We start from the raw sequence: 21301 nt of genomic DNA on the forward strand, positions 1-21301 counted from the left end.
GCTGCGGACTTACTTGCGCGCAGGCGGCACATCCGTGCAGCTGCCATGCGCCACTTCCGCCGCCATGCCGATGCTCTCGCCCAGTGTGGGGTGCGGGTGGATGGTTTTGCCAATGTCCACGCTGTCCGCACCCATCTCAATGGCCAAGGCAATCTCGCCAATCATGTCGCCCGCATGGGTGCCGACAATGCCGCCGCCCAGGATGCGGTGGGTTTGCGCATCAAACAGCAGCTTGGTAAAGCCCTCGTCGCGGCCATTGGCAATGGCGCGGCCCGAGGCGGCCCAGGGGAACAGGCCTTTTTTGACCTGAATGCCTTGCGCCTTGGCCTGGTCTTCGGTCAGGCCCACCCAGGCCACTTCGGGGTCGGTGTAGGCCACGCTGGGAATCACGCGGGCGTTGAACGCGGCGGCGGCCAGTTCTTTGTTGCCCTGCAATTCACCGGCGATGACTTCGGCCGCCACATGCGCCTCGTGTACCGCCTTGTGCGCCAGCATGGGCTGGCCCACGATGTCGCCAATGGCAAAGATGTGCGGCACGTTGGTGCGCATCTGGATGTTCACGTCGATAAAACCGCGCTCGGTCACGGCCACGCCCGCCTTGTCGGCACCGATTTTTTTACCGTTGGGCGTGCGGCCCACGGCTTGCAGCACCAGGTCGTAAGTGCCTTCGCTCTTGGTACCGTCCAGGCCCTCGAACTGCACCTTGATGCCTTCGGGGGTGGCTTGGGCACCAACGGTTTTGGTTTTCAGCATCACCTTGTCAAAGCGGTGCTGGTTCATTTTTTGCCAGACTTTGACCAGATCGCGATCCGCGCCTTGCATCAGGCCGTCCATCATCTCGACCACGTCCAGGCGTGCGCCCAGCGTGCTGTACACCGTGCCCATTTCCAGGCCGATGATGCCGCCGCCGACGATGAGCATCTTTTGCGGCACGCCCTGCAGGGCCAGTGCGCCGGTGGAGTCCACCACGCGCGGATCGTCGGGCATGAAGGGCAGGCGCACGGCCTGGCTGCCTGCGGCGATGATGGCCTTCTTGAAAGCCACCACCTTCTTGGTGCCGGTTTTTTCTTGGCCGCTGCCGGTCGTTTCCTCCACTTCCAGGTGGTGGCTGCCGACAAAGTGGCCAAAGCCGCGCACGGTGGTCACTTTGCGCATTTTGGCCATTTGGGCCAGCCCGCCGGTGAGCTTGCTGATGACCTTTTCCTTGTGGCCACGCAGCTGGTCGATATTGACCTGCGGCGCGCCAAACTGGATGCCCGCCACTTCCAGGTGCTGCACTTCGTCCATCACAGCGGCCACGTGCAGCAGTGCTTTGGAGGGGATGCAGCCCACGTTCAAGCACACGCCGCCCAGGGTGGCGTAGCGCTCGACGAGGACGACTTTCAAGCCCAGGTCGGCCGCGCGGAACGCGGCGCTGTAACCGCCAGGGCCGCCGCCCAGCACCAGTACGTCGCAATCGAGATCGGCATGGCCCGAAAAGCCGCTTGCTACAGGTGCTGCAGCTGCAGCCGCTGCAGGGGCTTGAATGGGCGTGGTTTTTACTTCAGAAAACGCGGCCAGGCTTGCGCTGACTGCTGGGTTTTGTGCAGCAGGCGCAGCCGCTGCGGGCGCAGCGCCCTCCACTTCCATGGTGGCGATGATGCTGCCCTTGCGCACTTTGTCGCCCAGCTGGATGCGCAGCGCGGTCAGGGTGCCGGCGGCCGGGGACGGGATTTCCATCGAGGCCTTGTCCGACTCGACGGTGATCAGGGATTGCTCCAGCTCCACGCGCTGGCCCGGTTGCACCAGGATTTCGATCACGCCCACTTCGTCGAAGTCGCCGATGTCGGGCACTTGAATTTCAATGCTTGCCATAGTGTGCGGCCCTTTCTTACAGCAGGATGCGGCGGTAGTCGGCCAGCACCGCGCCCAGGTAGGCGTTGAAGCGGGCGGCGGCAGCGCCGTCGATAACGCGGTGGTCGTACGACAGCGACAGCGGCAGCATCAGGCGCGGCTGGAAGCCTTTGCCGTCCCACACGGGCTGCATGGCGCTCTTGGACAAGCCCAGGATGGCCACTTCCGGCGCGTTGATGATGGGCGTGAAGTGCGTGCCACCAATGCCGCCCAGCGACGAAATCGAGAAGCAGCCGCCTTGCATGTCGGCCGCGCCCAGCTTGCCGTCGCGCGCTTTTTTGGCCAGCTCGCCCATTTCTTGGCTGATTTGCAGGATGCCTTTTTGGTCGGCGTTTTTCAGCACCGGCACCACCAGGCCGTTGGGCGTATCGGCGGCAAAACCGATGTGGTAGTACTGCTTATAGACCAGGGTGTCGCCATCCAGGCTGGCGTTGAACTCGGGGAATTTTTTCAGCGCCGCCACCACGGCCTTGATCACAAAGGCCAGCATGGTGACTTTCACATCGCTCTTGGCCTTGGCGTTTTCGGCGTTGGTTTGCACGCGGAAGGCTTCCAGCTCGGTGATGTCGGCCAGGTCGTTGTTGGTGACGTGGGGAATCATCACCCAGTTGCGGTGCAGGTTGGCGCCGCTGATTTTCTTGATGCGCGACAGCTCTTTGCGCTCGACGGCGCCGAACTTGGCAAAGTCCACCTTGGGCCAGGCCAGCACTTCCAAACCGCCGACGTTGCCGCCCGCCGCAGGGGTCGCCTTGGGGGCTGCAGCGGCTTGCGCGGCGGTTTGCACGGCACCGGCCATGACGGACTTGGTGAAGGCCATCACGTCTTCTTGGGTGATGCGGCCCTTTTGGCCCGAGCCTTTGACCTCGGCCAGCGGCACGCCCAGTTCGCGCGCAAATTTGCGCACCGAGGGCGAGGCGTGCGGCAGCTGGGCCGACGGTGCCACGCTGGGGTTGTGCGTGGGCACGGCAGCGGCAGCAACGGCCACGGGCGCGGCCACAGGTGCTACTGTAATAGGAGCTGCAGGCGCAGCAGCGGCGGGCGCTGGAGCCGTATTTTGTGCTGCAGGTGCAGGTGCGGCAGCGGGTGCGGCAGCGCCTTGCACGGCCATCTGGCCGACCACGTCGCCCACGTTCACCTTGTCCCCCAGCTGAACGGTCAAGGCAACGATGGTGCCCGCTGCGGGCGAGGGGATTTCCATCGAGGCTTTGTCCGATTCGACCGTAAACAGCGATTGCTCCACGGCCACGGTGTCGCCCACCTTGGCCAGCAGTTCAATCACGGCCACGTCTTGGAAGTCGCCGATATTGGGGATGCGGATGTCCACGGTGGTGTCTGCTGCAGTTACCGTAGTGGCTACCGGATCATTTACCGAAGTAGCTACCGCTGGTTCTGCTTTGGTTTCAGGTGCTTTTGCCGTGGAAACTTCGGCAGGCTGTGCGCTAGCAGCTTCTTCTTTGGGAGCAGTTGCGCTGTCCGCCGTTTCCAGCAGCAGCAGCACGCTGCCTTCACGGATTTGGTCGCCCAGGGCCACTTTCAGCTCTTTGACCACGCCCGCTTGGCTGGAGGGGATTTCCATCGAGGCTTTGTCGCTTTCGACGGTGACCAAGGATTGCTCCACCTTGATGGTGTCGCCCGCTTTGACCAGCACTTCGATCACGCCCACGCTGTCGAAGTCGCCAATGTCCGGTACTTTAATTTCTACGAGTGCCATAACTTTGTCTTCTCCAATTAAGCGTGCAGGGGGTTGATCTTGTCGGTTTTGAGGCCGTATTTGGCAATCGCTTCGGCCACTTTGGTGACGGGCAGCTTGCCTTCGTCGGCCAACGATTTGAGGGCTGCGACCACGATGTAGTGGCGGTTGATCTCAAAGTGCTCGCGCAGCTTGGTGCGGAAGTCCGAGCGGCCAAAGCCATCGGTGCCCAGCACTTTGAAGCTGCGGCCTTTGGGGATGTACGGGCGAATTTGCTCCGGGAAGGCTTTGACGTAATCGGTCGAAGCCACCACCGGGCCAGCATGGGCGGCCAGTTGCTGGGCGACAAAGGCGGTTTTGGGGGTTTCCAGCGGGTGCAGCAGGTTCCAGCGCTCCACTTCCTGGCCATCGCGCGCCAGCTCGGTAAAGCTGGGGCAGCTCCAGACATCGGCAGCGATTTGCCAGTCTTTTTCCAGAATGCTCTGGGCCGCCAGAGATTCGCGCAGGATCGAGCCCGAGCCCAGCAGCTGCACGCGCAGCCCGCTTTGTGGCACTTTTTGCCCTGGTTGGCACAGGTACATGCCCTTGAGGATTTGCGCTTCCGTGCCCGCAGTCAGGCCCGGCATGGCGTAGTTCTCGTTGAGCAGGGTGATGTAGTAGAAGACGTTTTCCTGGTTCTGCACCATGCGGCGCATGCCGTCTTGCATGATGACGGCCACTTCGTGGGCAAAGCTGGGGTCGTAGCTGATGCAGTTGGGGATGGTGGCCGAGTAGATGTGGCTGTGGCCGTCCTCGTGCTGCAGGCCCTCGCCGTTGAGCGTGGTGCGGCCACTGGTGCCGCCCAGAATAAAGCCACGGGCCTGCATGTCGCCCGCAGCCCAGGCAAAGTCGCCAAAGCGCTGGAAACCAAACATCGAGTAGTACACGTAGAACGGAATCATGATGCGGTTGTTGGTGGAGTACGACGTGGCCGCCGCAATCCACGAGCACATGCCGCCCGCCTCGTTGATACCTTCTTGCAGAATTTGCCCGGCCTTGTCTTCCCTGTAGTACATGACCTGTTCGCGGTCCACGGGGGTGTAGAGCTGGCCTTTGGGGTTGTAAATACCAATTTGGCGGAACAGGCCTTCCATGCCAAACGTGCGGGCCTCGTCCACCAGGATGGGCACCACGCGCGGGCCCAGCGCCTTGTCGCGCAGCAGCTGCGTCAAGAAGCGCACATAGGCCTGGGTGGTGGAGATTTCACGGCCCTCAGCAGTGGGCTCCAAAATGGCTTTGAAGGTTTCCAGCGGCGGCACGGTAAAGCTCTCATCGCTGTGCGTGCGCCGCTTGGGCAGGTAGCCGCCCAGGGCTTTGCGCCGCTCGTGCAGGTACTGCATCTCGGGGGTATCGTCCGCCGGTTTGTAGTACGGCAGGCTTTCCAGCTCGCTGTCCGAGATGGGGATGTTGAAGCGGTCGCGGATGTATTTGATGTCCTCGTCGGCCAGTTTTTTGGTCTGGTGCACGGTGTTTTTGGCTTCACCGGCCTTGCCCATGCCATAGCCTTTGACCGTTTTGACCAGCAGCACCGTGGGCTCGCCCTTGTGCTCGTTGGCGGCGTGGAAGGCGGCGTACACCTTTTCCGGGTCGTGGCCGCCCCGGCGCAGCTCCCAGATGTCGTCGTCGGTCAGGTGCTCGACCAGTTTGGCGGTTTCAGGGTACTTACCAAAGAAATTCTTGCGGATGTAGGCCCCGTCCATGGCGCGCATGGTTTGGTAGTCGCCGTCCAGGGTTTCCATCATCAGCTGTTTGAGTTTGCCGCTCTTGTCGCGGGCCAGCAGGTCGTCCCAGCCTTTGCCCCACAGCAGTTTGATCACGTTCCAGCCCGCGCCACGGAAGTCGCCTTCCAGTTCTTGGATGATTTTGCTGTTGCCTCGCACCGGGCCGTCCAGGCGCTGCAGGTTGCAGTTGATGACAAAAATCAGGTTGTCCAGGTTCTCGCGCGCGGCCAGGCTGATGGCGCCCTTGCTCTCGGGCTCGTCCATTTCACCGTCGCCCAAAAACACCCAAACGCGGCGATTGGCCGTGTCAGCAATGCCACGGGCGTGCAGGTATTTCAGGAAGCGGGCTTGGTAGATGGCCATCATCGGCCCCAGGCCCATGCTGACGGTGGGGAACTGCCAGAAGCCGGGCATCAGCTTGGGGTGGGGGTAGCTGGACAGGCCCTTGCCGTCCACTTCCTGGCGGAAGTTTTCCAGCTGCTCTTCGGTGATGCGGCCTTCCAAGTAGGCGCGGGCGTAGATGCCGGGGGCGCTGTGGCCTTGGAAGTAGATGCAATCGCCGCCGTGGTTTTCGCTCTCGGCGTGCCAAAAGTGGTTAAAGCCCGCGCCCCACATAGAAGCCAGTGAGGCGAACGAGCCAATGTGTCCGCCCAAATCCCCCCCATCTTCGGGGTGGATGCGGTTGGCACGCACCACCATGGCCATGGCGTTCCAGCGCATAAAGGCCCGCAGGCGCTTTTCGATGTGGATGTTGCCGGGGCAGCGCGCTTCCTGCGCCGGCTCAATGGTGTTCACGTAGCCGGTGTTGGCCGAAAACGGCAGATCAATGCTGTTTTGGCGCGCGTGCTCGAGCATTTCTTCGATGAGGTGGTGGGCGTACTGCGCACCTTCACGGTCAATCACCGCAGAGAGGGCATCCATCCATTCGCGCGTTTCTTGCGGATCCAGCGCGGGAGTATTCTGTGTCGTCGAGGGTTGGGTTGTCATCTTTGTCGTCTCCAGGTCAAGAGGCTTGCATTGCAAGTGTCTGCAACGACACGCTGCCAATAGAACATTTGGAATATTTGCTGCGTGAAGGGGCAGGTATAACCTTGCTTCATCACTTGGCGCAATCCTGATTAGCAGCACGTTTTGCGGCACTTTCCCTGCGAAGTGTCGCATATTTTTTTAAAATTTCAAAGCATGCTTTTTAGTTTCTTAATGTGAAATTTTGCTGCAGATGCACATTGCGCAATCCCGCTCAATTGCATGCATGCAAGCAACCGCCTCCCCTACACTGCCGGCCATGCCAATGCCGCCACCGCACCACCACTCTGACCTTGCGCCGACCAATCCTTTTTCGCTAGAGCCCCCCACCCGCTGGTGGCGCTCTTGGTGGCGCAGCCTTTCGCCCACCCGCCAAGACCGCTTGGCCGCCATCGCGCCGTTGATTTCGGTGGCGTTGTTTTTTGTGGCCATCGTCGCATCGTTTTGGTACTTGCGCACCGAAGAGCAAGACCGTGAGCAAGATGCCCTGATGCGCTCTGTCCATTACACCCAGCAGCGCATGCGCCTGCGCCTACTAGAGCGGCAAGAGCAAATCATGCGCCTGGCCCGTGACGTGGCCACGGAGCAAATGGGCACGGCTGAATTTGCCAGCCGGGCCGAAACCTTGATCACCCAATACCCCGAGCTGCAGGCAATTACCTGGGTGAATGCCGAAAGCACCGTGGTTATCAGCCAAGCGGCCCCTGCGGTACCCAGCGGGCAGTTGCACACCCCTGCCCTGCCTTTGCCGCCAGGCCCTACGGCCACCATCTTTGCCCAGATTCGCAAGCAGCCCCAAAGTGTGTATTGGCAGCCGCAGATGGATCCCAACGCGGCCCCCCCCATGCTGCAGCTGCAGGTGCCCATTACTGCGGGTGTGAAATTTTTAGGAACAGTGCTTGCAGAATTTTCTGTCGATAACCTGCTGCGCTACACCACGCCGACAGAAATTTTGTCGCGCTACACCGTCAGCATGCTCGATGCCCAGGGGCGCACACTCTCCAGCCCTGGGGGCTCGCATGCCCAGCCCCGGCTGAGCCTGCCCTGGATTGGCCTGCAACCCCTGAAGGCCTATACCCTGCCCGTCATGCCCGTGGGCGATTCGCTCTCTTTATCGGCCCAGGCCTACCGCACTTCGCCCGGGCTGGTAGGCAATGGTTTGTTTTGGCTGGTTGGGTCGCTCAGTTTGCTCACGGCTTGGCTGCTGTTGGGCACTTGGCGCCACACCGGCAAGCGCTTGCGCACCCAGGAGGCCTTGGTGGCCGAGACCAACTTTCGCCGCGCCATGGAAAACTCGCTGCTCACTGGGATGCGGGCGCTCGATTTGCAAGGGCGCATCACGTATGTGAATGCCGCGTTTTGCCAGATGACTGGCTGGGACGAAGCCGAGCTGGTGGGCCAACTGCCCCCCTACCCTTACTGGCCCCAGGCCGAGTACGCCAACTTGATGCTCAAGCTCAAGGAAGAACTGTCTGGCAAAACTGTGCCCGGCGGCTTTCAAATCAAGGTGCAGCGCAAAAACGGCACCTGCTTTGATGCCCGTTTGTATGTCTCTCCGCTGGTGGATGCCCACGGCCAGCACACCGGGTGGATGTCCTCGATTACCGACATTACCGAGCCCAACCGCATCCGCGCCCAGCTGGCTGCCTCCCACGAGCGCTTCACCATCGTGCTGGAATCCCTGGATGCCTCGGTCTCCGTCGCCCCTTTGGGCAGTGCCGAACTGCTGTTTGCCAACAAATCGTACCGCCAGTGGTTTGGCTCGCAAACCACCGGGCATCTGCAGCTGTTGCAGCAAGCCGGGATTGTCAAAGCCAGCCCGCAAGAAGATGACAATGCCCTGAACCTGCGCCCCAAAGCCCGCAATAAAAATGCCGAAGTATTTTGGCCTGAGCTCAATAAATGGCTGGAGGTGCGCTCGCGCTACCTCACCTGGGTGGATGGACGGCTGGCACAAATGGTGATTGCCACCGACATCACCGCCCGCCACCAGGCCGAGGAACAAGCCGCCCAGCAGGCCGAACGCGCCCAAGCGGCCAGCCGCCTGATCACCATGGGGGAGATGGCCTCGAGTGTGGCGCACGAGCTCAACCAGCCGCTAACGGCGATCAACAATTACTGCAGCGGCATGCTCTCGCGCCTGGACAGCGGCACCCTGACGGAAAGCCAAATGCGCTTTGCGCTAGAGAAAACGGCCCACCAGGCCCAGCGGGCCGGGCAGGTGATCCAGCACATCCGCTCCTTCGTCAAGCGCAGCGAACCCAACCGCGCCCCAGCCCAGGTCGAAGACATGGTGGCCGAGGCCATGGAGCTGGCCAACTTCGAGCTGCGCCGGCGCAACGTGCGCCTGTCGCACCACATTGCTGCGCGGCTGCCGCCGGTGCTGGCCGACGCCATCTTGATCGAGCAGGTGTTGGTCAATTTGATGAAAAATGCCGCCGAAGCCATTGACCACGGTGGCCGCCCCGAGGGGCGGCGCAGCGTCGAGCTGCTGGTGCGCCCTAAAACGCTGGAAGAGCGCCCCGGGGTGGAGTTTGCCGTTCAAGACACCGGCCCTGGCTTGCCGCCGCAGGTTTTGGAGCGTTTGTTTGAAGCTTTTTTCAGCACCAAGAGCGAAGGCATGGGCATTGGCCTGAACCTGTGCCGCAGCATTATCGAGTCGCACAACGGCCGACTACAAGCGCAGAACCTCTACAATGGATCGGAGGTCACGGGCTGCTGTTTCTCCTTCTGGATCCCTCTGGCTGAACCAGCCGCCCTGCAGGAAGACAAGGACACTCTCCCCCAACAATAAGGAACCCCCCTATGAATATGACTGCGAAAAAAGGCATCGTTTACGTTGTGGATGACGATGAAGCTGTGCGCGACTCTCTGCAGTGGCTGCTAGAGGGCAAAGACTACCGCGTGCGCTGCTTTGAATCGGCCGAAGCCTTTTTAGCGCGTTACGATCCCCGCGAAGTCGCTTGCCTGATTGCCGATATTCGCATGCATGGCATGACGGGCCTGGAGCTGCAGGACAAGCTGATCGAGCGCCATTCGCCCCTGCCCATCGTCTTTATCACCGGCCACGGCGATGTACCCATGGCCGTGGACACCATGAAAAAAGGCGCTCTGGACTTTATTCAAAAACCCTTCGATGAAAGTGCCTTGGTCAGCGTGGTCGAGCGCATGCTTGAGCACGCCCGCACCGCCTTTACCGACCAGCAACAGGCCGCCACCCGCGAAGCCTTGCTGGCCAAACTCACCGGGCGCGAATCGCAGGTGCTTGAACGCATCGTCGCTGGCCGCTTGAACAAACAAATTGCCGACGATTTGGGCATCAGCATCAAAACCGTTGAAGCCCACCGCGCCAACATCATGGAAAAAATGGGGGCCAACACCGTGGCCGATTTGCTGAAAGTGGCCCTGGGCTCGGCCCACAACACGAACGCATAAACTTGCCCCCTCGGCCCCAACCTGCCAGCCAGATAGCAAAACGTGCTTGCGTTTTATACCGTCTGCGCTGGCAGCGTGCTTTTTTACTCCCCCTCTTTCTTCTCCCTTTCTCTCCTTTTCTTTTTTCCCCACGACCATGACAGCACAGATCATCGACGGCAAAGCCCTCTCCGCCCAATTGCGTACCGAAGTCACCCAACGCGCCGCCGCTTTGACGGCCCAAGGGGTGCAGCCGGGCTTGGCGGTGATTTTGGTCGGCGAAAACCCGGCCAGCCAAGTCTATGTGCGCAACAAAGTGCAGGCTTGCGCCGATGTGGGCTTTCATTCGGTTTTGGAAAAATACGATGCCAATTTGACCGAAGCGGCGTTGCTCGAGCGCATCCAAGCCCTGAACAACGACCCCAGCATCCACGGCATCTTGGTACAACTGCCCCTGCCCAAGCACATTGACGACCACAAAGTCATCGAAGCCATCTCGCCCTTGAAAGACGTGGACGGCTTTCACGTGGCCAGCGCGGGCGCGCTGATGGTGGGCGAAGTCGGCTTCAAGGCCTGCACCCCCTACGGCTGCATGAAGATGCTCGAAAGCATCGGCATGAAAGATTTGCGCGGCAAGCACGCCGTGGTGATTGGCCGCAGCAACATCGTCGGCAAGCCCATGGCCATGATGCTGCTGGCGGCCAACGCTACCGTCACCATCTGCCACAGCGGCACCGCTGATCTGGCCGCCATGACGCGCCAAGCCGACATCGTGGTCGCCGCCGTGGGCAAGCGCAATGTGCTCACCGCCGACATGCTCAAGCCCGGTGCCGTAGTGATTGACGTAGGCATGAACCGCGACGACGAGGGCAAGCTGTGCGGCGATGTGGACTTTGACGGCTGCAAAACCGTGGCCAGCCACATCACCCCCGTGCCCGGCGGTGTCGGCCCCATGACCATCACCATGCTGCTGGTCAATACCCTGGAAGCGGCCGAGCGTGTCGCAGCCAAGCAATAACGCACGGCACACCCTCACGCAAACCCTGGTGCCCCCGCCCCAGGGTTTTTTTATAGCTGCAACCGCAATGCTTAAATAAAATTTTTAATACTTTGCTGCTAAATCACTTGTTTTATCAGCGGTCACAGCTCTTGCTTCATCGCATCTTGCCCATGTGCAGGCCTTGAACCCTGCGTTTGCACCACAACCTAGCCCCCATGACTATGCACACCCCCAACCCCCTTCTGGCCAGCACTGGCCTGCCCTTGTTTGACCAAATCCGTGCCGAGCATGTGGGCCCGGCCATTGATCAGCTCATCGCCCACGCCAGTGCAGCGCTGGAAACCGTCACCGCCCCCGACTTCCCTGCCGACTGGAATGCCTTGGCCACCACATTGGACACCGCCACCGAAGCCCTGGGCCGTGCCTGGGGCGCCGTCAGCCACTTGAGCAGCGTGGCCGATACGCCCGAGCTGCGTGCCGCCTTCAATGCCGCCTTGCCGGTGGTCACCGAGTTTTGGACGCGCCTGGGCGCCGATGAGCGCCTGTACGCCAAATACAAAGCCGTCGATGTGCAAACCCTCAATGCCGAGCAGCGCAAAGCCCATGCCAACGCCCTGCGCAGCTTTGTCCTGTCCGGTGCCGAGCTGCAAGGCGCTGCCAAAGAGCGCTTTGCCGCGATTCAAGAGCGCAGCGCCGCCTTGGCACAAAAATTCAGCGAAAACACGCTGGACGCCACCGATCGCTGGGCCTACTACGCCACGGCCGAAGAGATGCAAGGCATCCCCGCCGACGTGCAGCAAGCGGCCCGCACCGCCGCACAAGCCGAGGGCAAAGACGGCTTCAAACTCACCCTGAAAATCCCGTGCTACCTGCCGGTCATGCAATTTGCCACCCACAGCAGCCTGCGGGAAAAGCTCTACCGCGCCTACGTCACCCGCGCCTCGGACCAGGCCGAAGGCGATGGCCAGCAGTACGACAACCGCCCCATCATCGAAGAGCTCCTGGCCTTGCGCCACGAGGAAGCGCAGTTGCTGGGCTACGCCAATTTTGGCGAAGTCTCTCTGGTGCCCAAAATGGCCAATTCCCCGCAAGAAGTCATCACCTTCTTGCGCGACTTGGCCCAGCGGGCCCGCCCCTACGCCGAAAAAGACGTGCAAGACCTGCGCCAATTTGCCCGCGAACACCTCGGCCTGAGCGATCCCCAGCCCTGGGACTGGACGTTTATCGCTGAAAAACTCAAGGAACAGCGCTACGCTTTCAATGAACAGGAAGTGAAAGAATATTTCACCGCCCCCAAAGTGCTGGCCGGGCTGTTCAAAATCATCGAAACCCTGTTTGACGTGGCCATCGTGCCCGACCAGGCCCCGGTCTGGCACCCGGCGGTGCAGCTCTACGCCCTGCAGCGTAATGGCCAAACCATTGCCCAGTTCTACCTGGACCAGCCCGCCCGCACCGGCAAACGTGGCGGCGCCTGGATGGACGATGTGCGCAGCCGCTGGCAGCGCCCGGACAACGGCCAGCTGCAAACGCCCGTGGCGCACATGGTGTGCAACTTTGCTGACGGGGTCGATGGCCAACCCGCCCTGCTCACCCACGACGACGTCATCACCCTGTTCCACGAATCGGGCCACGCCCTGCACCACCTGCTCACCCAAGTGACGGAGAAAGATGTCAGCGGCATCAACGGCGTGGAATGGGACGCGGTGGAGCTGCCCAGCCAGTTCATGGAAAACTTCTGCTGGGAATGGGACGTGCTGCGCCACATGACGGCCCATGTCAAAACCGGCGAGCCCCTGCCGCGTGCGCTGTTCGACAAAATGGTGGCGGCCAAAAACTTCCAGGCTGGCATGCAAACCCTGCGCCAAGTGGAATTTGCCCTGTTCGACATGCTGCTGCACACCCAGGCCGCCCCCAGCGGCGATTACCTGGCCCTGCTGCAGCAAGTGCGCGATGAGGTGGCCGTATTGCCCACCACGCCCTACAACCGCAGCACCAACACCTTCAGCCACATCTTTGCTGGCGGCTATGCGGCGGGCTATTACAGCTACAAATGGGCCGAAGTGCTCTCTGCCGATGCCTACGCCGCGTTTGAAGAAACGCACAACCCCGACGGCAGCCACAGCCGTGCTACTGGGCAAAAGTACCTGCACGAAATTCTGGAGCGCGGAGGCAGCCGCAGCGCACTGGAAAACTTCACCGCCTTCCGTGGGCGGGCCCCGCAGCTCGATGCCCTGCTGCGCCACCAAGGCATGGCAGAACCTATCAGCGCATAAAAGTCGATATTAAAAGAGCTGCTTGCGCTTTAACCATCTATATTTCAGTATAAAAAACCTCTGAAATATAGACAGGCAATGCGCAAGCAGCTCTTTTTTAAATACTTTAGCGCTGGCTTGTCGCCAAAATCCCCGCCGCCGCAATAAACGCCCCCCCTGTCGCCCGGTCAAACCACTGCCCGGCGCGCGTGCCATGCAAACGGGCCAGCAATTTGGCCCCCGCCAGCACATACATCAGCATGATCGAGCCATCGAGCACCATCCAAGTACAGCCCAAAATTAGCAACTGCCCCGCCACGGGCGCACTGGCATCCATAAACTGCGGAAACAAGGCGCTGAAAAATAGCAAATCTTTCGGATTGCCCAGTCCCACCATCAAGCCTTTGCGAAACAGCGTCCAAAAGGTGGTGGTATCTGCCGGCTCAGCACGCTCTGGCGCACCGGCATTGGCAACCTCGGTGTCCACCTCCACACCCACCGGGGCCTGCTTGGCATTGCGCCAAGTGCTGATGCCCAAGTAGAGCAAATACACCGCTCCGGCCCATTTAATCGCGCTAAACAGCGTATCGGAAGCGGCAATGATTGCCCCCAAGCCCAGGGCTGAGAGCAACATCAACGTCATGGAGGCGGTAATCCCTCCCAAAATGGTGCCGATGGTTTTACGTGCGCCATGCGCCAACGCATGCGAAACACACAGCAAGGCCGATGGCCCTGGCGAAGCAATCAGCGCTGCCGCCAAAGAAACGTACAACAACCACAAGCTCAACAACATTTAAAAAATCCAAAAAAAATTTCACTGCCCAGTAAACCGAAGCGGCAGCCCTGGCGTTAAACCTTGCATCTAAGGAGTGAACGCAATGACTGCAACCCAACCGATCACCATCTGGCCCGAAGACGAACGCGATCGCAAACGCGGCCCCGCTCGCTTTTAATGCTTTTAGCGCATTAAGCCCCTTTGGTTTTTGACCTCACCTTTTTTTGAGAGTCCATCATGAACACCTGCATCTGGCCTGAAGACGAACGCGATCGCAAACGCTAAGCGCCCTAGCGTGCATTGGCGGTAGCGCCCATTGAGCAAACCGTCGATAGTAACGCCGTCCCCACCCTCGCTTTAGAACAAACAAAAAAACGCCTGCACAGTTGCAGGCGTTTTGCTTTTCAGCGCAGGGCGCTTAGAACGTGTTCATGATCTCGAATGAAGGTGTGGGGGATGCGGTTCGGGATGGGTTGCGAGGCGCAAACCACAGCAATAGCTTGGCTATTGCGAGGATTTGCAACGACGCAGACCGCCCGAAGCCGCGCCCGCACACCCATGAGGAGATCGTGAACACGTTCTTAGATCGTGAACACGTTCTTATTGCATGTGCTGACCGCCATTCACCGAGAACTCGGCGCCAGTGGCATAACCACCTTCGTTTGAGGCCAACCACGACACCATCGACGCGATTTCTTTGGGCTCACCCAAGCGCTTGACGGGAATGGTGGCGACAATTTTCTCCAGCACATCCTCGCGGATGGCTCGCACCATGTCAGTGCCAACATAGCCGGGGCTGACCGTGTTCACCGTCACGCCTTTGCTGGCCAGCTCTTGCGCCAGGGCTTTAGAAAAGCCGTGCATCCCGGCCTTGGCCGCCGAGTAGTTGGTTTGCCCAGCTTGGCCTTTGGCACCGTTGATCGAGCTGATATTGATAATGCGGCCCCAGCCTTTTTCCACCATGTCGGCCACCACTTGCTTGGTCACGTTGAACATGGAGTTGAGGTTGGTCTCAATCACTGAACGCCAATCTTCCGGCGTCATTTTGATGAACATGCGGTCGCGGGTAATACCGGCGTTGTTCACCAGCACATCAATGCTGCCGTGCTCGGCTTTGGTTTTGCTGAAGGCGTCGACGGTCGATTCCCAATCGCCCACGTTACCCACCGAGGCGTAAAAGGTATAGCCAAGCGCTTTTTGCTCGTCGAGCCACTTTGTGTAGTCACGGGTGGGGCCGCAGCCAGCAATGACTTTAAAACCATCGTCGTGCAGACGTTGGCAAATTGCCGTTCCAATCCCGCCCATACCACCGGTGACGTAAGCTACTTTTTGACTCATAGTTTCTCCTTGAATTACTCTATCGCTTTATAAATGGACTGCTCGCGCAGTCCTGGGGGTCAATTGATTGTGTTTGGCGGGTTTGATTATTTGCGCTCAACCGCCAAAGCCACGCCCATGCCACCGCCGATGCACAGCGAGGCAATGCCTTTTTTGGCATCACGGCGTTGCATTTCATGCAGCAAAGTGACCAGCACACGGCAGCCCGACGCGCCGATGGGGTGGCCAATGGCAATCGCCCCGCCATTGACGTTTACTTTGCTGGCATCAATGTCCAGCACCTTGTTCACAGCGCAGGCTTGGGCGGCAAAGGCTTCGTTCAATTCAAATAAATCAACATCGCTAACGGCCCAACCGGCACGGTCAAGCACTTTGCGGGTAGCAAACACCGGGCCCATGCCCATCGTGGCCGGATCCAGACCACTGGTGGCATAGGCTTTGATGGTGGCCAAGGGCTTCAGGCCCAGGGCAGCGGCTTTGCTGGCCTTCATGACCACCACGGCAGCAGCACCATCGTTGATGCCCGAAGCATTGCCGGCGGTCACCGTGCCAGCCTTGTCAAACGCTGGGCGCAGGCCAGACAAGGCCTCTAGATTGGTTTTGCGATTGACGTATTCGTCTGTATCAAACACCACCGGGTCCCCTTTGCGCTGGGGAATCACCACGGGGACGATTTCATCCTTGAATTTGCCCGCATCTTGGGCTGCAGCGGCCTTTTGCTGGCTGGCAATGGCCAAAGCATCTTGCTGGGCGCGGGTGATCTCGTTCTCTTTGGCAACGTTTTCTGCGGTGATACCCATGTGGTACTGGTTGTACACATCCCACAGGCCATCGACGATCATGGTGTCTTGCATCTTCCAATCACCCATGCGCTGGCCATCGCGCGAGCCTTGCAGCACGTGGGGCGACAGGCTCATGTTTTCCTGCCCACCGGCCACCACAATTTCGCTGTCACCAGTGGCGACGGCTTGGGCGGCCAGCATGACTGATTTGAGGCCCGAGCCGCACACGGCGTTGATCGTCAAGGCCGGGGTTTCTTTGGCCACACCGGCTTTCATCATCGCTTGGCGGGCCGGGTTTTGGCCCACGCCCGCTGCCAGCACTTGGCCCATGATGACTTCGCCCACCTGATCCAAGCCGACATTGGCGCGGGCCAAGGCTTCTTTAATCACCAAAGCACCCAAATCCGTAGCTGGCACCTTGGCCAAGCTACCACCAAACTTGCCAACGGCGGTGCGTACAGCAGAAACGATAACGATGTCTTCCATAACTTTTCCTTAGAGGTGAAGCAAATGCAAACGGGATTTAGAGCGTATTTGCGATCTTTGCGCGAGGGGAGCAACCAGCGAATCAGGATGCCAGGCCGCTGCGCCCCCGCACAGGAATCACAACCACGTCTTTAAGCCTTTTGCAGTACATAGCGGCCGGGAGCGGCCTCAATTTCTTTAAATTTCGTGCCCTTGCCGTAGCGTTTGGGTGCGGCAATTTGTTTGCCAGCATGGCCCTTGAGCCATTGGGCCCAATCGGTCCACCAGCTGCCAGCAAATTCGTCTGCACCGGCAATCCAGTCTTCCAGCGTCTGTGGCAAGGCGTTATCGCTGCGAATCCAGTGGCTGCGCTTGTTTTTGGCCGGGGGGTTGATCACTCCCGCAATGTGCCCCGAAGCACCCATGACAAAGCGCTTGTCACCCGGTAGCACTTTGGTTGCAGCGTACGAGGCATTGATGGGCACGATGTGATCCTCGCGCGAGCCATAGATGTATACCGGCAAATCCAAGTGACCAAAGTCAATCTTTTCTCCGCAAACGGTCAGTTTCCCGGGTTGGATCAAGTTATTTTCTAAATAGGTATTGCGCAAATACCATGCATACCATGGCCCGGGCAGGTTGGTGGCATCACTATTCCAATACAGCAGATCAAATGCTGGTGGAGTTTCCCCCTTCAAATAGTTGCCAACCACGTAGTTCCACACCAAATCATTGGGTCGCAAAAAGCTAAAAGTGGCAGCCAGCTCTTGCCCCTTGAGCAGCCCACCCTGCCCCATTTGGGCTTCGCGGCTTTTCACGAAGGCTTCGTCAATAAAGACATCCAAGATTCCGGTATCGGAAAAATCCAACAAGGTCGTGAGCAAGGTGGCACTGGCCACCGGTTTTTGGCCCCGTGCAGCCAGCACGGCCAACGCGGTGGCCAGCATGGTGCCGCCCACACAAAACCCCAAGGCATTGATTTGCGCGGCCCCTGCAATCTCTTGCACCACCCCAATGGCCTCAATCACAGCGCGCTCAATGTAATCGTCCCACGTAAGGTGGGCGCAAGAGGCATCGGGATTGCGCCAGCTGATGACAAAAGTGCGGTGGCCTTGGCTGACGGCATACCGAATCAAAGAATTGTCCGGCTGCAAATCCAATATATAAAACTTGTTAATGCAAGGCGGTACTAATAAGAACGGGCGTTCGTGGACTTTTTCTGTCAGTGGCTTGTATTCCAATAATTGGAATATGTCGTTCTCGTAAACCACGGCACCTTCAGTGGTAGCTACGTTTTTGCCGACTTCAAAAACACTTTCATCCGTCATCGAGACATAGCCCTTGCCCATATCCTGCAGCATATTTTGCAGGCCTTTGCTCAGACTTTCGCCTTTGGTTTCGAGGGCTTTTTTCTGGGCATCAGGGTTGAGCGCCAAAAAATTGCTGGGGGCCATGGCCGCTACCCATTGCTCGACTGCAAAGCGAATGCGCTGGCGGGTTTTTTCATCCGCTTGCACGGCTTCGGCCATGCCCATGAGTGCGTGAGAATTGAGCGAATACGCTGCCGCCGTAAACGCCGCCAAAGGGTTTTGCGCCCAGTTTTCACTGGCAAAACGCCGGTCTTTAGGCACTTGCGGGGCTTGCGAAAGCCCTCCACTCCACAGCTGGCTGGCCTGTGCAATATAACTTTGCTGTAGCGCCTGGAGCTTTTCCACATCAAACTGCACCTGGGCCGCGTCCGCCGCAGGCGCAACGGTGCCTAATTGGCCAAACGTTTGCAGGGCCTTGGACCAATGTTCAGTAAAAAATTGTTGAACACCCTCCGTCCAAATTGGTTCAGAAGCCATACGCCACCACTCCTTTTTTTAAAAGCATGCTTTTTAGATTGTTGCCAAAATACTTTACGATGACAATATAAACCATACTAACTTAGGTGGGATTTAAATCTTTAAAAATGAATTGCGTATTTACCCTTTGTTTTTGCGAGTGTTTTCTATGTATTTGATTGTTATTGCATGGCTTTACGTCACTGTGATGATGGCCGTCGCCGAGGCCACTGTGCCTAATGGCAGCCTATTAGGTGCCGTCATTACTTTTCTTTTATACGGCCTGTTGCCCTGCGCCATCTTGATCTATATCTTTGGCACTCCCCAGCGCAAGCGCCGCCTGCATGCCCAACGTCAAAAAGAGCAGCAAGAGTGGGAGGCTGAACAAGCAAAAAACACCTCAAACAGTGCGAACAATGGCAGCAGCCATGCGGCCCGTGCTCCCGAAAATACCACTGTCACGGCGGTGCGAGAAAAAGCGTGAAGGATTGGCAACCGTACACCACCCGGTGCTGGAGTCATTGCCATAAATCGCGTCAATCCCCAAGGCCTGCCAACGCTGGCGGGCCAAGGCGGCCAAATCTGCCTGCCACTTGCCGGGCGCAGCCCCTGGAAGAAAGCACGCTTCAGCCTGCGCCTTGGCTTGCGTAAAGGCGCGAACAACCTCTTCCCCCACCTCAAACGCCTGCGGGCCAATGCACGGCCCCAGCCACACCTGGGTGGCCGCAGCGATGGCGGCGTGAGGGGTTGCCTGCTGCTGTTCCACCAAGCGGCAATAGGCTTGCCACAGCCGCTCCACCACCCCCACGCCCTGCTGCCCGGCCAGGCCACGCCAGCCGGCGTGGGCAGCGCCAATAATTTTTAGCTCACGGTGGGCAATCAAAATCGGCAAGCAATCGGCCACCATGATGGTGCAGGCTTGCCCAATGGCATTGCTGACGCAGGCATCAAACGCGCGCGCAGCTGCAGCCGCCAAAGGCAGCTGGCACACCTGCACCCCATGCACCTGCTGCAGAAAGTGCGGCGTGACTGGGCAAGCGGCCAGTTGCTCCAATTGGGCGGCAAACAACTGGCGATTGCTCATCACCGCCTGCGGCGCATCTCCCACATGGTCGCCCAGATTCAAGCTATCCCAAGGGGCTTGGCTGACCCCACCGTTGCGACTGGTAAACACGGCAAAAACGCCAGGGATGGCGGGCCAATCCGGCAACAGCCAATCGGAGGGCAAAGGATTTGCGTTTTTCATTTGTCCAGCATACCAAGCCAAGAAGTGTGGGCGTGGCACACTTGGCGGATTGTTTTAGTGTCCGTGTTGCCATGAATTTTGTTTTTCCTCCCCAGCCGTCCGCCAGCTTGCCCGTGGTGGCCAGCGACCAGCGCTTTCCCATTCATCGCGTTTATTGCGTAGGTCGCAATTACGCTGACCATGCCCAGGAAATGGGGGACACCGGACGGGAGCCGCCTTTTTTCTTCACCAAGCCAGCCGATGCCGTCATTAGCGCCCCTGCAGGGCAGAGCGTGCCTCTGCCCTACCCCAGCCTGACGCAAGATCTGCACCACGAGGTAGAGCTGGTGGTCGCCCTGGGCAGCGGTGGCAAAAATATTGCTGTCGCCGATGCATTGCAGCATGTTTGGGGCTACGCCGTAGGCCTAGACATGACGCGGCGCGACTTGCAAGCCCAGTTAAAAAAGCTGGGCCGCCCTTGGTGCATCGCCAAAGGCTTTGATGCCAGCGCGCCCATGGGGGCACTGACCCCCGCTGCCCAGGCAGGCGATGTGCAGCATGCGGCCATTGATTTGCAGGTCAATGGCCAACTGCGCCAAAGCGGCAAGACCAGCGCCATGATTTGGAATATTGCCGAAATCATTGCCGAGCTCTCTTGCGCCTGGGAGTTGCAAGCAGGTGACCTCATCATGACCGGCACCCCTGCCGGGGTTGCGGCCGTGCAGCGCGGCGATCGCTTGCAGGCGCAAGTGACCGGGCTGGCACCGCTGCAAGTGAACGTTCTTTAGGGCCAAAGGACAGCACCATGGCCTCTTATTACCCCCGCCCGATTCGTTTCTGCAACCAATGTGGCCACGCCATCGCCATGCGTGTGCCTGCCGATGGCGATACCCGCATGCGGGCTATTTGCCCGCAGTGCCAGCACATTCAGTACCAAAACCCCCTGAACGTGGTGGGAACCCTGCCCGTTGCCGACGATGGGCGCATCTTGCTGTGCAAACGCAATATTGAGCCGCGCTTTGGCACCTGGACGTTGCCTGCCGGTTTTATGGAGTTGGATGAAACCCTGGAACAAGGTGCTGCCCGCGAAACCGTTGAAGAAGCGGGGGCCGATATTGCCTTGGGCCGCTTGTTTTCGGTCATCAGCGTGCCCCAAGCGGCGCAAGTGCATATTTATTTTTTAGCCCAATTGCGCAGCTTGGTATTCAACCCCGGCTTTGAATCCCAAGAAGTGCGTTTATTCGCGCCTGAAGATATTCCCTGGGACGAATTATCGTTTCGCACGGTGAGCTGGACGCTGCGCCGCTACCTAGAAAATCCGCAAGGCACCGAGGTGCACCAGTGGAATGTGGAGTAAGCCATGCCAGCGCATTTTGTCCGGCACATCCTGAGCGCGGTTGTCAGCATTGCCGCTTGGGCCAGCCCCAGCATTGGTTTGGCGCAGCAAATTCCACAATTGGACTTGCCGCGCATTGAATTGCGCGCCGGTATGCACCGCATCGTGGCCCAAGTGGCCAGCCGCCCGATTGAGCGGCAAATTGGCCTGATGCGCCGCGATTCCATGCTGCCTTTTGAAGGCATGCTCTTTGTCTTTGAGCATCCCGGGGTGCAATGCTTTTGGATGAAAGACACCACCCTGCCTTTAACGGCCGCCTTCTTGGCCGACGATGGTGCCATAGTCAATTTGGTGGATATGCAGCCGCTGGATGAAAATTCGCACTGCTCCAGCGCCCCGGTGCGCTTTGTGCTGGAGATGCACCAAGGCTGGTTTGCCAGCAAAGGGCTGAAAGCGGGTAGCCAGCTCAGCGGCAGTATTTTTAATAAAAAAGAATAGCTATTTTGCTGAACCCATAGG

16 protein-coding genes are annotated in these 21301 nt (G+C 59.2%); 8 read left to right on the plus strand and 8 right to left on the minus strand.

The features are described 5' to 3' along the window. Positions 1-9 precede the first annotated feature (9 nt). The 3 genes from lpdA to aceE are packed head-to-tail and all read right to left on the minus strand — an operon-like array spanning position 10 to position 6330. Positions 10-1854 carry a dihydrolipoyl dehydrogenase gene (gene lpdA, locus ACFO24_RS06100; RefSeq protein WP_377737519.1) on the minus strand — a complete coding sequence of 615 codons (1845 nt, stop codon included), beginning with the start codon at positions 1852-1854 and terminating at the stop codon, positions 10-12. A gap of 16 nt (positions 1855-1870) precedes the next feature. Continuing rightward, positions 1871-3604, minus strand: coding sequence for a dihydrolipoyllysine-residue acetyltransferase (aceF, locus tag ACFO24_RS06105; protein WP_377737521.1), 1734 nt, complete (start codon positions 3602-3604; stop codon positions 1871-1873). A 17-nt stretch (positions 3605-3621) separates the two neighbouring features. Next, positions 3622-6330 carry a pyruvate dehydrogenase (acetyl-transferring), homodimeric type gene (aceE, locus tag ACFO24_RS06110; RefSeq protein WP_377737522.1) on the minus strand — a complete coding sequence of 903 codons (2709 nt, stop codon included), beginning with the start codon at positions 6328-6330 and terminating at the stop codon, positions 3622-3624. 304 nt (positions 6331-6634) lie between these two features. Between aceE and ACFO24_RS06115 the strand changes: the two genes are divergently transcribed. The 4 genes from ACFO24_RS06115 (at position 6635) to ACFO24_RS06130 (ending at position 13056) form a co-directional block, all read left to right on the plus strand. Continuing rightward, positions 6635-9163: a PAS domain S-box protein gene (locus tag ACFO24_RS06115; protein WP_377737542.1), complete on the plus strand. Its 2529-nt coding sequence runs from the start codon at positions 6635-6637 to the stop codon at positions 9161-9163. An 11-nt stretch (positions 9164-9174) separates the two neighbouring features. Then, positions 9175-9804, plus strand: coding sequence for a response regulator transcription factor (locus ACFO24_RS06120; protein WP_377737524.1), 630 nt, complete (start codon positions 9175-9177; stop codon positions 9802-9804). A gap of 136 nt (positions 9805-9940) precedes the next feature. Beyond that, complete coding sequence (gene folD / locus ACFO24_RS06125; protein ID WP_377737525.1) at positions 9941-10801, plus strand: bifunctional methylenetetrahydrofolate dehydrogenase/methenyltetrahydrofolate cyclohydrolase FolD; 861 nt, start codon at positions 9941-9943, stop codon at positions 10799-10801. A 197-nt stretch (positions 10802-10998) separates the two neighbouring features. Then, on the plus strand, positions 10999-13056 hold the full coding sequence (locus tag ACFO24_RS06130; RefSeq protein WP_377737526.1) for a M3 family metallopeptidase: 2058 nt from the start codon (positions 10999-11001) through the stop codon (positions 13054-13056). Between the two features lie 106 nt (positions 13057-13162). Here ACFO24_RS06130 and ACFO24_RS06135 read toward each other — a convergent pair whose 3' ends face one another. From ACFO24_RS06135 to ACFO24_RS06150, 4 genes are all read right to left on the minus strand, one after another. Continuing rightward, entirely contained in the window at positions 13163-13828 is a 666-nt protein-coding gene (locus ACFO24_RS06135; protein ID WP_377737527.1) for a LysE family translocator, read from the minus strand. Positions 13829-14410: 582 nt separating this feature from the next. Beyond that, positions 14411-15148 carry an acetoacetyl-CoA reductase gene (gene phbB / locus ACFO24_RS06140; RefSeq protein ID WP_377737528.1) on the minus strand — a complete coding sequence of 246 codons (738 nt, stop codon included), beginning with the start codon at positions 15146-15148 and terminating at the stop codon, positions 14411-14413. Between the two features lie 86 nt (positions 15149-15234). Then, entirely contained in the window at positions 15235-16416 is a 1182-nt protein-coding gene (locus ACFO24_RS06145) for an acetyl-CoA C-acetyltransferase (protein ID WP_377737529.1), read from the minus strand. A gap of 131 nt (positions 16417-16547) precedes the next feature. Next, complete coding sequence (locus ACFO24_RS06150; protein WP_377737530.1) at positions 16548-18242, minus strand: PHA/PHB synthase family protein; 1695 nt, start codon at positions 18240-18242, stop codon at positions 16548-16550. Positions 18243-18390: 148 nt separating this feature from the next. Between ACFO24_RS06150 and ACFO24_RS06155 the strand changes: the two genes are divergently transcribed. Further along, complete coding sequence (locus ACFO24_RS06155) at positions 18391-18705, plus strand: hypothetical protein (protein WP_207574422.1); 315 nt, start codon at positions 18391-18393, stop codon at positions 18703-18705. On the opposite strand, the gene pgeF is transcribed toward ACFO24_RS06155, so the two are convergent. Further along, positions 18622-19467, minus strand: coding sequence for a peptidoglycan editing factor PgeF (gene pgeF / locus ACFO24_RS06160; RefSeq protein ID WP_377737531.1), 846 nt, complete (start codon positions 19465-19467; stop codon positions 18622-18624). The two genes, ACFO24_RS06155 and pgeF, sit on opposite strands and share 84 nt — an antisense overlap. A 71-nt stretch (positions 19468-19538) precedes the next feature. Between pgeF and ACFO24_RS06165 the strand changes: the two genes are divergently transcribed. Genes ACFO24_RS06165 through ACFO24_RS06175 form a run of 3 tightly spaced genes read left to right on the plus strand, consistent with a single transcriptional unit; the run spans position 19539 to position 21280 of the window. After that, positions 19539-20234: a fumarylacetoacetate hydrolase family protein gene (locus tag ACFO24_RS06165; RefSeq protein WP_207574424.1), complete on the plus strand. Its 696-nt coding sequence runs from the start codon at positions 19539-19541 to the stop codon at positions 20232-20234. A gap of 17 nt (positions 20235-20251) precedes the next feature. After that, complete coding sequence (locus ACFO24_RS06170; protein WP_377737532.1) at positions 20252-20803, plus strand: NUDIX hydrolase; 552 nt, start codon at positions 20252-20254, stop codon at positions 20801-20803. Between the two features lie 3 nt (positions 20804-20806). Next, complete coding sequence (locus ACFO24_RS06175; RefSeq protein WP_377737533.1) at positions 20807-21280, plus strand: DUF192 domain-containing protein; 474 nt, start codon at positions 20807-20809, stop codon at positions 21278-21280. The last annotated feature ends 21 nt before the right edge of the window (positions 21281-21301 follow it).

This window comes from Comamonas denitrificans (genome assembly GCF_042654745.1).
Lineage (GTDB): Bacteria > Pseudomonadota > Gammaproteobacteria > Burkholderiales > Burkholderiaceae_C > Comamonas > Comamonas denitrificans.

What these genes read in the sequence shown, in the direction of transcription:
- lpdA (WP_377737519.1), bottom strand. Translation starts at nt 1,854, where the DNA reads ATGGCAAGCATTGAAATTCAAGTGCCCGACATCGGCGACTTCGACGAA.
- aceF (WP_377737521.1), bottom strand. Translation starts at nt 3,604, where the DNA reads ATGGCACTCGTAGAAATTAAAGTACCGGACATTGGCGACTTCGACAGC.
- aceE (WP_377737522.1), bottom strand. Translation starts at nt 6,330, where the DNA reads ATGACAACCCAACCCTCGACGACACAGAATACTCCCGCGCTGGATCCG.
- ACFO24_RS06115 (WP_377737542.1), top strand. Translation starts at nt 6,635, where the DNA reads ATGCCGCCACCGCACCACCACTCTGACCTTGCGCCGACCAATCCTTTT.
- ACFO24_RS06120 (WP_377737524.1), top strand. Translation starts at nt 9,175, where the DNA reads ATGAATATGACTGCGAAAAAAGGCATCGTTTACGTTGTGGATGACGAT.
- folD (WP_377737525.1), top strand. Translation starts at nt 9,941, where the DNA reads ATGACAGCACAGATCATCGACGGCAAAGCCCTCTCCGCCCAATTGCGT.
- ACFO24_RS06130 (WP_377737526.1), top strand. Translation starts at nt 10,999, where the DNA reads ATGACTATGCACACCCCCAACCCCCTTCTGGCCAGCACTGGCCTGCCC.
- ACFO24_RS06135 (WP_377737527.1), bottom strand. Translation starts at nt 13,828, where the DNA reads ATGTTGTTGAGCTTGTGGTTGTTGTACGTTTCTTTGGCGGCAGCGCTG.
- phbB (WP_377737528.1), bottom strand. Translation starts at nt 15,148, where the DNA reads ATGAGTCAAAAAGTAGCTTACGTCACCGGTGGTATGGGCGGGATTGGA.
- ACFO24_RS06145 (WP_377737529.1), bottom strand. Translation starts at nt 16,416, where the DNA reads ATGGAAGACATCGTTATCGTTTCTGCTGTACGCACCGCCGTTGGCAAG.
- ACFO24_RS06150 (WP_377737530.1), bottom strand. Translation starts at nt 18,242, where the DNA reads ATGGCTTCTGAACCAATTTGGACGGAGGGTGTTCAACAATTTTTTACT.
- ACFO24_RS06155 (WP_207574422.1), top strand. Translation starts at nt 18,391, where the DNA reads ATGTATTTGATTGTTATTGCATGGCTTTACGTCACTGTGATGATGGCC.
- pgeF (WP_377737531.1), bottom strand. Translation starts at nt 19,467, where the DNA reads ATGAAAAACGCAAATCCTTTGCCCTCCGATTGGCTGTTGCCGGATTGG.
- ACFO24_RS06165 (WP_207574424.1), top strand. Translation starts at nt 19,539, where the DNA reads ATGAATTTTGTTTTTCCTCCCCAGCCGTCCGCCAGCTTGCCCGTGGTG.
- ACFO24_RS06170 (WP_377737532.1), top strand. Translation starts at nt 20,252, where the DNA reads ATGGCCTCTTATTACCCCCGCCCGATTCGTTTCTGCAACCAATGTGGC.
- ACFO24_RS06175 (WP_377737533.1), top strand. Translation starts at nt 20,807, where the DNA reads ATGCCAGCGCATTTTGTCCGGCACATCCTGAGCGCGGTTGTCAGCATT.